The organism is Flavobacterium gelatinilyticum (assembly GCF_027111295.1).
In the GTDB taxonomy this organism is placed as follows: Bacteria; Bacteroidota; Bacteroidia; order Flavobacteriales; family Flavobacteriaceae; genus Flavobacterium; species Flavobacterium gelatinilyticum.
In genome coordinates this window covers 951,195-964,450 of record NZ_CP114287.1, presented here as the reverse complement: position 1 = coordinate 964,450, position 13,256 = coordinate 951,195, and the positions used below count along the sequence as shown (strand labels likewise).

Below are 13,256 nucleotides of genomic sequence, written 5' to 3'. Positions count from 1 at the left end.
TCTGCGTGAAACAACTTAAAATAAAGATTAAAACTATAAGAAATGAAAAAGAAATCTATCATCACACTGTTGCTTTTCTGCCTTTCGTTAACAGTTTCGGCACAAAAAATCTATGACATAAAGAAATACGGAGCCAAAGGAGACGGAAAGACCAATGATGCCGCAGCGATTCAGAAAGCCATAGATGCCTGCAGCAAAACAGGCGGAAGAGTTTTAATTCCGGCACCTTATACTTTTCTGGCCGGGCCTTTTGATGTAAAATCAAGAGTCGACCTTCATATCGAAGCCGGAGCAAAATTGCTGGCAAGTCCGGATGAAAAACTCTATACCAAGAGTGCTTTTAGAACCAATCCGGGAGAAGGCACAATATGGATTGGCGGCGAAAATGTAGAAGATTTCAGTATAAGCGGAAATGGAAAAATAGACGGAAACGGAATTTCTTTTATGGGGGAAGAACAAGAAGACGCCTACGTTTTAAAACCTTTTGATGTTCTTGATCCAAGACCCCACGTGCTTACAATTATCGGCGGTAAAAATATCAGGATTAAAGATGTGCATATCGGAAACTCAGCTTACTGGACCGTTCATTTAGTGGGCTGTAACGATGTTGTAATAAGCGGTATTACGCTCCTGAACAGCTTAAAAGTACGCAACAGCGACGGAATCGACTTAGACCATTGCAAAAACGTACGAATCAGCGATTGTTATATCGAAAGCGGTGATGACTGTATCTGCTTGAAAAACCGACGTGAATTTGAAGAATTCGGAGCCTGCGAGAACATTACCGTAACCAACTGCACCATGACAAGCAGCAGCTGTGCCATTAAAATTGGATCAGAAAACATGGATGCCATCAGACAAGTGGTTTTTGATAACTGCATCATCAAAAACAGCAACCGAGCACTAGGAATCCAGAATCGTGATGAAGGAACTGTAAGCGATATTATTTTTTCGAATATCATTGTTGAAGCCCGCTTAACGACTGATACCTGGTGGGGAAAAGCAGAACCAATTTATGTTACGGCATACAGCAGGGCAAAAGGAAACCATAAAGATGCCAACTGGCGTTTTCCAAAAGGAGCGACAGAAGGAAAAGTTGGTGAAATAAAAAATATCTATTTCTCTAATATCCAGTGTACAGGAGAAAACGGCGTATATGTAAGCGGCGAATCAAAAGACAAAATCAAGAATATTGTTTTTGATAATGTGAGTGTATTTATAGATAAAACAACAAATTATCCCGGAGGAGTATATGACAGGCGTCCTTCTAACTTAGAAGGATTTGTGAAAGGAAGTACTTCGGGATTTTATTTTGATAATGCCGAACGCATTAAAGTACAGAATTGCACGGTGCAATGGGGGAAAAACAAACCGGATTATTTTAAATATGCAGTCGAAAGTAAAAATGTAGATAATCTTATTATTACTAATTTAGACGGACAATCGGCTTTTCCTGAAAAACTGGAAGCCGTAAAAAAATAATCAGCTTATTATTCAAAAACTATGAAAAATAACTTTCTAACCAAAACCATTATCTGTTCGCTGTTTTTCAGCGGTTTGTATACCCATGCACAAAAAACAACATTAGTTGTAGATGCTTCAAAATCGATTACCAAAATTCAGCCCACTATGTTCGGTTTGTTTTTTGAAGACATTAATTTTGCTGCAGACGGCGGTTTATATGCCGAAATGATCAAAAACAGATCCTTCGAATTCGATAAACCTTTAATGGGATGGGAACAACCCAATACCAAAAGATCGTCCATGAATAAAGAATCAGGGAGCGCATCGCCGGTGAAACTTTCGCAGGAAAAAAATAACTCTAATTTTTGCAGGGTCGAAATCAACAATGACAAAGGATATGCTCTGATTAACGAAGGTTTCAGGGGAATGGGAGTGAAGAAAGATGCCCAATACAACCTTTCGCTTAAAGCGGCTAATCATAACGGTGGAGTCAAAAAAATCATTTTTCAATTAATTGATAAAGATCAAAAAGTGATTGGAGAAACGAGTATTATTCCAAAATCCGATCAATGGACCCAATATACTTCGCAGTTTAAAGCTTCTCAGACCGAAGCAAAAGCAAAATTCAAAATTACGTTTGAAGGAAACGGAACCATCGATCTGGACATGATTTCGCTTTTCCCCGAAGATACCTGGAAAAACAGAAAAAACGGGCTTCGTAAAGACCTTGTACAGCTTTTATACGATGTAAAACCGGGCTTTTTACGTTTTCCGGGAGGCTGTATTGTAGAAGGCAGAACCTTGTCTGACCGTTATCAGTGGAAAAAATCAATTGGAGAAGTGGAAGAAAGAAAGACCATGATGAACCGCTGGAATGTAGAATTCAACCACAAACAAACTCCTGATTATTTCCAGAGTTTCGGGTTGGGATTTTTTGAATATTTTCAGCTTTCAGAAGATATTGGGGCAGAACCGCTGCCTATTCTTAGCTGCGGTATGGCGTGCCAATATAACACAGGCGAATTAGCACCAATGGATGAACTGGATCCGTATATTCAGGATGCTTTGGATTTAATTGAATTTGCCAATGGAGCGGTAACTACAAACTGGGGTAAAATCCGTTCTGATATGGGACATCCAAAACCGTTTAACCTTAAATATATCGGCGTTGGAAACGAGCAGTGGGGACCGGATTATATCGAAAGATTTAAGGTTTTTGAAAAAGCAATAAAAGCAAAATATCCTAACATTATTATTGTATCAGGAAGCGGCCCTTCTCCAGACGGCGAACATTTTGATTACGCAATGGCTGAACTTAAAAAACTGAATGCAGAACTGGTAGACGAACATTATTATAAGAGTCCGCAGTGGTTTAGGGAAAACGCAGGACGTTATGATAATTATGACCGAAAAGGGCCCAAAATATTTGCCGGAGAATATGCGGCACAGAGTGTTTCCGGTGCCAACCCGAATAACCGAAACAACTGGGAGTGTGCTTTTTCTGAGGCTGCTTTCATGACCGGACTGGAACGAAACGCCGAAGTGGTTCAGCTAACGTCTTATGCACCATTGATGGCTCATGAGGACGCCTGGCAGTGGACGCCGGACATGATCTGGTTTAATAATCTGGAATCGTACGGATCTGCCAATTACTATGTTCAGAAGCTCTTTTCGACAAATAAAGGAACTGATTTATTAAATATTACAAAGGATGGAAAACCGCTTATTGGTGAAAACAATTTGTATGCATCGGCTGTAAAAGACATTAATACCAAAGAAATTATAGTAAAGGTGGTTAATACGTCACAATCTCCGCAGGAAGTAAATCTTGATTTGAAAGGAACAAAAACAGCTTCGAAAGGAAGTATCATTACATTGGCAAGTGCGAATCTTAATGATGAAAACACTTTTACGGATCCAAAGAAAATCAGTCCGAAAGAAAGCGAATATAAAGTAACAAAAGGAGCACAGCAGGTAAAACTGCCGGCTTATTCGGTTACGGTTGTAAAGTTGAAATATAACTAAAGCCAACAGTATGATTTTATAATTTTAAGGAAGGATTATATAAGTGAGGTTCAGCCTATTTCAGGTAATTTTAAAAAACATTTTAAATTTAGAAATTATGGCCGTAAATAATCAACCTCAGAAAAACACCAGCAAGGGTGATGATCATCGCAGTGATACCAGAAAACATCAGTACAAAGATCATGAAGAAGTTTTAACAAACGATGAAAATTATGATGCTGATACCAAAAAATTCAAAGGTGAAGAACCGGATTTTGATGATAAACTGCAAAATGAAGAGAAAAAATAGAAACACAAAAGCCTCAAAGTAATTTGAGGCTTTTTTATGTTCTGAATTAAAACTGCCATTATAAAGGAAATTTCAAATTTGGAATTTTGGGCTTTGTTTATTGAATTTTATCAAAGTTTTTAGAATTTGGAATTTCAACATTGGGATTTAATTTGCTATTTAGTACGAAAGCACTTGTTTATTGACTTTACAGCTTCATTTGTTTGCATCTTTGAGGCCTTTAACAGCTGGAATCTTCATAATTTTTGTTTAAAAGTGAAAAAGAATATTAGTTGATTTTTATAGATTTGTAAAATCAATTTCAATCCCAAAAGAAAACGGGAAACATTATAAAATTATATTACAATGAAATCTGTTACTTCAATATTTTTATTTTCATTATTTGCCTGTTTTAATTCGTATGCCCAGCTGAGTTCAGAAAAAATATTCGAAAGTTTTAAACAAGGAGAACGCACAAACTGCTCATCGATTGCTTTTATTAAGGCATCCTTAAATGTATATGGATTAGATAATTTGTTTGTATCTGAAAAATTAGAAGATAATTCATACAGCATAACATTAAAAAACAACGCATCATTTAAAATTAGTGAGGCCGAATTAAACAGAGCCAGAATATCTGCCGGTTTTGTATTCATCAAAGACAACTGCGACAGCGAAATGATTACAGAATATGCCATACTGACTTACGGTGTAATGGCAAAGTACAAACAGATTATAGACAAAGAAGAAAGTTTTGACAGAGCATTGGATGATCTGGAAAGCGGTGAAGTCTACACGCCAACAATCTACAAATACTTAGGATTTAAATTAGACAAACAGGTTCAAAAGCTGAAAAGAGAATCGGGAAGTGAATTTTGCGGCGTTGTTGCATGGTCAAAAGCGCATGCCGTGTTTGTCTGCGAAGAATTTATGGACTATTATGGCAATAAAAAGAGCCTTTGGATCAAATATCCGGGTCGTTTTAGAATAATAAAGTCCTAGAACGTAATAAGTTTCGCATACTTAAAAAATTTTCTAAAAACCCGAAAACGGCTGTACAGCTTCTGTAATACAGTTTTGCACTATTTCATTTGCAGCGCCTAACGTAAAAGAATAGAAAATATTGTAAATTTTAGAAAAAAATAAGTCGATAAAGTTGTAATTTAAGTTAATTTATATATTTTTGCTTTTATCAAAAACAAATCACACTAAGAAAATGAATAGCAAATTATTTTTACTAAGTATCTTTTTCTTCTTGACAACTGCAGCTGCTTCAGCGCAGGCAAAAAACGCCCCAAGAAGTATTATTAGTACAACAGCCCTAATCCGCAAATACCACGATCAAAAAGAATTAAGCGGTATGCAAAAAGGAGAACTTTTGGAATTGTACATTGAGCGTATTAAAGTATTGGTTAAAACTCTTCCTTACATCGCTTTGGTTACTAAACCAGGTGTTACAATGGCAGATTTAGGTATTCCGGACGATACTGATCACAAGAAAATCCTAGATAACCAAGCAGTTGGTACATCTACTTTCCTTGACACAACTGTAGAGTTTCAAAGAAAAATGATGCCTTACTCTGATAAAGGAAATCTTATTGCTGCGATTTTATTCTACGAAAACACATTAAAATCTTTACACGAGTTCAACGAATTGAACGAAATGTAATTAGCATAACACTATAATACAGAACCTCCAAAGTCTTTTGATTTTGGAGGTTTTTTATTTTTAAGCATGTGAAATAGCAGAGCCTTATTTTGTAAATCCTTAAAATGATTATGTAAACCGAAATGATTGTTTTCGGTTTAATTTTATGTGGTATTTACAACTAAAAAAGATAAGTTATGAAAGCCAGAATTTCAGTATTGACACTTGGAACAGCAGACTTAGAAAAGTCGGTTGAATTTTATCAGAACGGACTTGGATTTCCAACTGAAGGAATTGTAGGGAAAGAATTTGAGTTTGGTGCCGTTGCCTTTTTTGATTTGCAAAATGGATTGAAATTGGCTTTGTGGCCAAAAAAAAGTATTGCAAATGATACCGGAATTTCGACAGAAGGTTCTTCAGAAGTAAATTTTACGATTGGCTATAATGTTAAAAACCAGGATGAAGTCGATACCATAATGGATCTTGCTGAAAAAGCAGGCGCCAAAATAATCAAAAAAGCAGTTGATACATTCTATGGAGGTTACGCAGGGTATTTTCAGGACCCTGACGGACATACCTGGGAGATTGTTTATAATCCCGAGCTTATTCCGGAGGATTAACGTCTGTCAGTTTTTGCTGCAAAGCCATTATGCCAAAATTTTGTTTCACGCAGATTTTTAATGATTTGAGCTGATTCACTCTGGTGGCTCTACAAATAGATTTATTAGAATTTTTACCGCAAAGTTCGTAAAGATTTACGCAGAGGAAAGAGTATTTTGCTTGCAAAAGTATAAGAATACAAAGTTATATCGCCAATCTTGCCGGGTTTCTTGTGAAGATGTTTCCTTCGTCGACATGACAAAAATGAGAGTAAATCTGCTTGAAACAAATTTTGCAATAAAAAAAAGCCTCCAAAGAGATATAACTTTCTGGAGGCAGTTTCTTTTTGAGGGTATAATTTAATTTACACCCGCAGCGCTCTTGTCAACCAAAAACAGTAAATCGCCCGAAACTGGTTTGATTAACTGCATTGGATAAAGTGCCGGATTGTAAACTCCGGTTGTTACTTCTTTTAAAGCATGTGTTTTTTTCTCGCCAAAAGCTACAACGATAATTTTTTCTGCTTTATTGATTAATGGAGCAGTAAGTGTAATACGATACATTTTCTGCGGCGCTAAATAGTACGCGTCAACCCATTTGTTTTGTTCATCCAAAACCGCTTCACCCGGGAATAGGGAAGCAGTGTGTCCGTCGTCTCCCATTCCTAAAAGGATCAGGTCAAATTTTCCTTCTTCGCCTAAAATCTTTCGAATGGTCTGCTCGTATGTAACAGCGTATTCTTCCGGTGTAACACCATCTTTGTACATTTCAAAAATATTCTCACGCGGAACCGAAACATGGTTTAACAATGTGCTGTACGACATTTTAGCATTACTAAGATCATCATTTAGCGGTACCCAGCGTTCGTCTCCCCAGAAAACATACACTTTGCTCCAGTCTATTTTATCCTGATAAGCATCAGAAGCCAGTAATTTGTAAATTCCGGCAGGCGATGAACCTCCTGTCAGCACCACCGTAAATTTTCCTTTTTCATCGATTGCCTTTTTGGCAGCAGAAACAAAAAGATCGGCAGCAGTGCTGTTAATTTCGTCTGTATTATTGTAAATCTGTATCATCTAAAAGTTCTTCTTTTGTTTGTGTATTCGGAATCCATTTGTGTCCCTGACGTGCCAATAGTTCATCGGCTTCTTCAGGTCCCCAGCTTCCTGCTTTATAATTAGGGAAGTTAATGGGAACGGTACTTTTCCAAACCTGCTGAATTGTATCGATCGCATCCCAGGCTTCTTCTACCTGATCCCAGCGCATAAACAGGGTCGGATCTCCTGCCAATGCATCGGCAATCAGCGTTTCGTAAGCTTCCGGTGACATGGTTGAGCAGGAGAAATAATCAAAAATCATTTCTGCCGGACGTAACGAAAGCGACAATCCCGGTTTTTTGGTCATAAACTGCAATTTGATATCCATTGCAGGCTGAATATTGATAATCAGTCGGTTTGGTGTCATGCCTTCTTTTCCATAGGTGAAAGTAGAATGCGGAACCGGTTTAAACTGAATAATAATTGAAGATTGTTTTTCTTCCATTCTTTTTCCGGTACGCAAGTAGAACGGAATTCCCTGCCATCTCCAGTTGTCCAGATAGATTTTCATTGCCACATAAGTTTCTGTATTCGAATCCGGTGCAATGCCTTTATCCTGGCGATACCCCGGAACCGGAGTTCCTTTTATGGCACCGGCATCATATTGTCCTCTTACGATATAATGGTCTACTTCTTCGGGTTTGATACGACGGATTGATTTTAGTACATCGGCTTTACGGTTACGAATATCATCGGCACTAAGCGATGCAGGTGCTTCCATAGCCGTCATGCATAAAATCTGCAGCAGGTGGTTCTGGATCATATCTTTTAATGCGCCGACACCTTCGTAGAAACCGCCGCGTTCTTCAACTCCAACTTCTTCTGCTACTGTAATCTGAACAAAATCAATAAAGTTACGGCTCCATAAAGGTTCGAACATGGAATTTCCAAAACGGAAAGCCAAAATATTCTGAACGGTTTCTTTACCTAAATAATGATCGATTCTGTAAATCTGCTCTTCTTTAAAAGTCTGCGAAAGCATAGCATTCAGTTCGATAGCCGAAGCTTTGTCATATCCAAACGGTTTTTCAATAATAATACGGTCTTGTTTTGGATTGGCGGCAAGTCCGATATTTTTAATGTTGTTTGAAATAGTCGATATAAATGAAGGTGTAATCGAAAGGTAAAAAAGACGATTCGCTCGTTCGCCAAAGGACTCATCAAACTTGTTGATTTTTGCATTCAGGCTTTTGTATGATTCTTCATTTTCGATATCAAGACTGTGGTAGGTGATATGCGAAAGGAATTTTTGTGTTTTAGGATCAGAAATTCCTTTTTTTCTTGAAAAAGTATTTAGATTTTCTAAAACATAACTGCGAAAATCTTCATTGGTTTTTTCTGCTCTTCCCAAAGCGATAATTTGAAACTTCTCAGACATGCGCCCGTCAAGGTACAGATTCTGAAATGCGGGAAATAGCTTTCTTTTTGCTAAATCGCCTGTTCCTCCAAAAATAACAATGATTGTAGGATTGGTAAGTTTATTTTTAGTCATTGTGTGTAGTTGTGTTGCTTTAAGTTCTTACTCAGTCCATTGTGTGTGAAAAACACCTTCGGCATCAATACGTTCGTAGGTATGCGCCCCAAAATAATCACGCTGGGCCTGAATTAGATTTGTTGGCAGATTCTCTGATCGGTAAGCATCAAAATACGCTAATGAATTCATAAGTCCGGCAGCAGGAATTCCTTTTTGAACCGCAAACTGAATAACAGATCGCATTCCGGCTTGGTTTTCTGATAATTTTGAAGCAATTCCGTTATCTAAAAGCAAGTTTGGCAAATCAGTTTTAGTTACATATGCTTTTCTGAAATCTTCTAAAATATTGGCACGAATAATACAGCCCCCGCGCCATATCTTGGCAACAGTTTCAAGATTTAATCCATAATTGTATTCTTTAGAAGCCGTATGAAGCTGCGCTAACCCTTGTGCATAAGTTGCAACGATAGAAAGGTATAAAGCTGATTTTAAAGCAGCAATAGCTTCAGTTGTATTTACGTCTGTTTCGGCAGTATTCCATACTAATTTTTTAGCTGCTTCGATTCTTTCCGGTTTAGTTTTCGACATATCGCGCATTACAACCGCCGCATCGATAGTAGGAACCGGAACCTGTAAATCCATCGCGTTTTGCGAAGTCCATTTTCCTGTTCCTTTAGAACGTGCCCAATCAGATATTTTATGGATTAACAAAGATCCGTCTTTGTCGTTTTGTTTCAGGATATTTCCTGTAATTTCTATTAAATACGATTTAAGATCGTGAGTCTGGTTCCATTCTTCAAAGGTTTTCTGAATCGTCTGATCGTCCAGATTGTAACCTCTTTTCATAAGATCGTACACCTCAGAAATCAGCTGCATAATTCCGTATTCGATTCCGTTGTGCACCATTTTTACATAGTTTCCGGCAGAACCGTTTCCTAAATATTCTACACAAGGTTCCCCGTCAACTTTTGCTGCGATAGCCTCAAAAATAGGGCGAAGTCTTTCGTATGCTTTCTGATCACCTCCCGGCATCATGGCAGGACCAAAACGAGCTCCTTTTTCACCGCCTGAAATTCCCATTCCGAAGAAATGAATTCCTTTTTCAGACAATTCAAGAAATCTTCTGTCTGTATCTGTAAAATAGGTGTTTCCGCCGTCGATAATAATATCTCCTTTATCTAAATGAGGAAGTAAGCTGGCAATGGCACTGTCTACTGGTTTTCCGGCAGGAACTAAAAGCATAATGGCTCTTGGCTGCTGAATAAGCTCAACGAAATGTTTTACATCTGTCGTAGCTTCAATAGTATGATCAGGACCTGCTTCCTGTTGAAGTGAGCTGACTTTTTCGGTATCTAAGTCTAAACCTGCGGCCGAAAAGTTATGGTCCGCGATATTTAAAAGTAAGTTACGGCCCATTACACCGAGTCCTACAATTCCAAAATCAAATTTGTTCATAGTTTTTCAATTAACTAAAATTATTAGAAAAGAGTTTTCCCTTAAGAATGTAAGAAAAAATGCAGTAATGTGTTTTCATTCAGTTCTTTGCAGAAAAACAATGTTTGTTTTACTCTTATAGTTTAAGATGCAGTGCGCTAAGTTAGAGAAAAATGATGAAAAAACAGGCGAATTATAGTCGTCTTTAAGTGTTTATTGTGATACTTTTTTATGTGTTAAAAACACGTTTATTTTAACCTGATGCACTTTAAAAAGAATAAAGCCGCAGTTTGGATTTTAATTCTTTTTAAAGCTGTTTTTTATATGATTATTTTAAATTTTAGAGAATTTAAGAACTAAATTTGCACTCTTCTTTTTAATTACCGTTTGTTTTTGCGGCGGTTTATTTAGTATTCGATAATGTCACACAACCAAAAATCAATTTATACCCTGCAGTTTATTCTGCTGTGTATGAGTTCGCTGCTGTTTTCATCCAGTTTTAATATGATGATACCGGAACTTCCTAACTATCTAAGCAGTCTGGGAGGTGCCGAATATAAAGGCCTTATTATTTCCTTATTTACTCTGACAGCGGCAATATCACGTCCGTTTAGCGGGAAACTGACCGATAAATGGGGACGCGTTCCTGTTATGGCTGTAGGATCTTCTGTATGTGTAATCTGCGGGTTTCTTTACCCGGTTTTGGGTTCTGTTTCAGGGTTTTTACTGCTTCGGCTGGTTCACGGTTTTTCGACCGGATTTAAACCCACGGCAACATCAGCCTATGTAGCCGATATTATTCCGCAGCACCGCTGGGGTGAGGCATTGGGCATGCATGGTTTGTGTTTCAGCATTGGCGGTGCTTTAGGACCGGCTCTGGGAAGTATGATTGTGAATTTATACGGAATAAACGTTATGTTTTATTGTTCGTCATTTCTGGCTTTTTTATCTATTGTTATCGTAATGAATATGAAAGAAACGCTGGCTGCAAAAGAAAAACTGAGCAGATCGATGTTTGTAATCGGGAGAAAAGATATAATTGACAAAAATGTATTTCCTGCCGGAATAATTACTTTTCTTTCCTATACGGCATTCGGACTTATACTAACTTTAATTCCGGATTGGAGCGAACATTTGGGAACAAATAACAAAGGATTGTTTTTTACCGCTTTTACCGTTACATCGGTATTGGTTCGTTTTGGCGCCGGAAAAGTTTCTGACCGACACGGACGTACGAGTGTAATTCTTGCCGGATTAATCATAACTGCTTTTGCACTTTTTGTAATAAGTCTGGGCAGGGATATTGAGATGTTGTTAATAGGGGCAGGAATTTACGGTGTTGGAACCGGAATATTATCGCCGGCCGTGAGTGCCTGGACAATTGATTTGAGTAATCCCGAACACAGGGGGAAAGCTGTTGCGACGATGTATATTTCGATGGAACTCGGGATAGGACTGGGAGCGCTTTTGGGAGGCAGTTATTACAAAGACCAGATTATGCGTATACCGCAGATTATACAGATCGATATAGTAGTTCTTGTATTGGGAATCGCATATCTTTTATACTGGAGAAAAAGGAAAAAAGCCGAAAATAATCTATAAATTTCATTTCCGGGCATTTAGTGTTAATTAAAATGCTGCCGGGTTATTTTGAAGTATTTTTGTATTTAAAATCTAAATAAATGAAGCGTTCAGGTACAGCAGATCTTCCTTTGCATTACGGACATGTTCCGTTATGGCTTGCTGAACGCATGTCTAAACTCGGTCTGGCTATTGTAGAAACGATTGCTATGGAGTTTTCGACTTCAGAAGTAATCAGTAAACTGAGTAATCCGTTTTGGTTTCAGAGTTTTGGTGCGGTTATGGGAATGGACTGGCATTCATCCGGAATTACCACTTCTGTTCTTGGTGCATTAAAAAAATCCGTTAATCCGCATTCAAAAGAACTCGGTATTTATATTTGCGGCGGTAAAGGAAAACATTCGACCTTAACCCCGCAGGAACTTTTATTTGTGGGTGATAAAACCGGACTCGATGGTCATAATCTGGCCAATTGCAGCAGACTCGCCGCAAAAGTAGATAATACTGCTATTCAGGATGGTTTTCAGCTGTATCAGCATAATTTTATTGTAGATAACAAAGGGCAGTGGGCGGTGATTCAGCAGGGAATGAACCCTAATTCGCAGACGGCCAGAAGATACCATTGGCATTCGCAGGATTTGCAGTCGTTTATAAACGAACCGCATACTTTTATTTATGGCGAAAACCAGGGAAGTATTTTGAATCTTACTGCTCAGGCCGCTTCAAAATCGAGAGATGGAATTTTGGAACTCGCCAAAGAATCCCCAACCAAGATCATCAAAGAAATGCAGCACTTAATAATGCCTGCGCATCATGATGTGAGAATGGAGGATGTGAATATGAAAAGGCTGGGAGCGATGCTTTGGGTAACGCACGAGAATCGTCCGGAAGATTTCGAGGAATTATTGCTTTTAAAAGGAATGGGGCCAAGAGCCTTACAGTCGCTGGCATTGGTAAGCGAAATTATTTACGGAACACCGACACGTTTTGAAGACCCTGCACGTTTTTCATTTGCTCACGGTGGTAAAGACGGACATCCGTTTCCTGTTCCGGTAAATATCTACGATGAAACGATTGATACGCTTCAAAGAGCGATTAACCGTGCAAAAATTGGAAACAGTGATAAAATAAGTGCTATTCAGAAATTATCTGAAATTTCAAGAAGGGCAGAGGAAAGTTTTACGCCCAATTCTAATTTTGATGCCCTGATTCAAAGAGAAAGGACCGAATCTTATAAATACGGCGGCAAAACAGTTTTTGGCGATGCAAAACCTCCTAAAAAGAAACCCTTGCCTCCGGGGAATCAACTGGAATTATTTTAGAAAATAAATTCACATTAACAACTCACAATTCAGGCAGAAAAACCGCCTGATGAAGTACCAGACGGTTTTGTGTTTTTTAGAAATTGTTTCGGTTAGGGTCGGTATCGAGATCTTCATCTAATTCTTCATCTAATTCTTCATCCAGATCGCCGTCTCCGTCGTCGAGATCTTCCTGATCGAAATCTGTGTCTTCATCTTCCAGATTATCTTCTTCATCCTGATCTTCTTCATTGAATTTTCTGTCAAAGTCGTCTTCCGGATTTTCACTGTGAAAATACACGTCGTCCTGACGGTAGTTTTCTTTTTCGTCTAAATTCATAATGATGCTTTTTTAAGTTTGTTT

At 38.1% G+C, this 13,256-nt stretch carries 12 protein-coding genes; 8 read left to right on the top strand and 4 right to left on the bottom strand.

The annotated features are described in order from the left end of the window. Positions 1 to 42: 42 nt before the first annotated feature. The 6 genes from OZP11_RS04135 to OZP11_RS04110 all read left to right on the top strand — a co-directional run bounded on the left by OZP11_RS04135 (position 43) and on the right by OZP11_RS04110 (position 6,025). On the top strand, positions 43 to 1,482 hold the full coding sequence (locus OZP11_RS04135; RefSeq protein ID WP_281233959.1) for a glycoside hydrolase family 28 protein: 1,440 nt from the start codon (positions 43 to 45) through the stop codon (positions 1,480 to 1,482). 21 nt (positions 1,483 to 1,503) lie between these two features. Continuing rightward, positions 1,504 to 3,489: an alpha-L-arabinofuranosidase C-terminal domain-containing protein gene (locus tag OZP11_RS04130; RefSeq protein WP_281233958.1), complete on the top strand. Its 1,986-nt coding sequence runs from the start codon at positions 1,504 to 1,506 to the stop codon at positions 3,487 to 3,489. Between the two features lie 97 nt (positions 3,490 to 3,586). Continuing rightward, positions 3,587 to 3,778, top strand: coding sequence for a hypothetical protein (locus OZP11_RS04125; RefSeq protein WP_281233957.1), 192 nt, complete (start codon positions 3,587 to 3,589; stop codon positions 3,776 to 3,778). A gap of 345 nt (positions 3,779 to 4,123) precedes the next feature. Continuing rightward, positions 4,124 to 4,759, top strand: coding sequence for a hypothetical protein (locus OZP11_RS04120; protein ID WP_281233956.1), 636 nt, complete (start codon positions 4,124 to 4,126; stop codon positions 4,757 to 4,759). A 214-nt stretch (positions 4,760 to 4,973) separates the two neighbouring features. Continuing rightward, positions 4,974 to 5,426, top strand: coding sequence for a hypothetical protein (locus OZP11_RS04115; RefSeq protein WP_281233955.1), 453 nt, complete (start codon positions 4,974 to 4,976; stop codon positions 5,424 to 5,426). Positions 5,427 to 5,602: 176 nt separating this feature from the next. Continuing rightward, positions 5,603 to 6,025, top strand: a complete 423-nt coding sequence (locus OZP11_RS04110) for a VOC family protein (protein WP_281233954.1) — start codon at positions 5,603 to 5,605, stop codon at positions 6,023 to 6,025. 339 nt (positions 6,026 to 6,364) lie between these two features. Here the strand turns inward: OZP11_RS04110 and pgl are convergent, their stop codons facing one another. The 3 genes from pgl to gndA are packed head-to-tail and all read right to left on the bottom strand — an operon-like array spanning position 6,365 to position 10,031. Further along, positions 6,365 to 7,081, bottom strand: a complete 717-nt coding sequence (gene pgl, locus OZP11_RS04105) for a 6-phosphogluconolactonase (RefSeq protein WP_281233953.1) — start codon at positions 7,079 to 7,081, stop codon at positions 6,365 to 6,367. Further along, positions 7,062 to 8,594: a glucose-6-phosphate dehydrogenase gene (zwf, locus tag OZP11_RS04100; protein WP_281233952.1), complete on the bottom strand. Its 1,533-nt coding sequence runs from the start codon at positions 8,592 to 8,594 to the stop codon at positions 7,062 to 7,064. Before zwf ends, pgl begins: the two co-directional genes overlap by 20 nt. Before the next feature lie 27 nt (positions 8,595 to 8,621). Continuing rightward, positions 8,622 to 10,031, bottom strand: coding sequence for an NADP-dependent phosphogluconate dehydrogenase (gene gndA / locus OZP11_RS04095; protein ID WP_281233951.1), 1,410 nt, complete (start codon positions 10,029 to 10,031; stop codon positions 8,622 to 8,624). A 399-nt stretch (positions 10,032 to 10,430) separates the two neighbouring features. Here gndA and OZP11_RS04090 point away from each other — a divergent pair, with 399 nt between their 5' ends. Both OZP11_RS04090 and OZP11_RS04085 read left to right on the top strand, forming a co-directional pair. Further along, positions 10,431 to 11,612, top strand: coding sequence for an MFS transporter (locus tag OZP11_RS04090; protein ID WP_281233950.1), 1,182 nt, complete (start codon positions 10,431 to 10,433; stop codon positions 11,610 to 11,612). A gap of 80 nt (positions 11,613 to 11,692) precedes the next feature. Then, entirely contained in the window at positions 11,693 to 12,913 is a 1,221-nt protein-coding gene (locus OZP11_RS04085; RefSeq protein ID WP_281233949.1) for a DUF763 domain-containing protein, read from the top strand. A 76-nt stretch (positions 12,914 to 12,989) separates the two neighbouring features. Here the strand turns inward: OZP11_RS04085 and OZP11_RS04080 are convergent, their stop codons facing one another. Next, positions 12,990 to 13,232: a hypothetical protein gene (locus OZP11_RS04080; RefSeq protein WP_281233948.1), complete on the bottom strand. Its 243-nt coding sequence runs from the start codon at positions 13,230 to 13,232 to the stop codon at positions 12,990 to 12,992. Positions 13,233 to 13,256 lie beyond the last annotated feature (24 nt).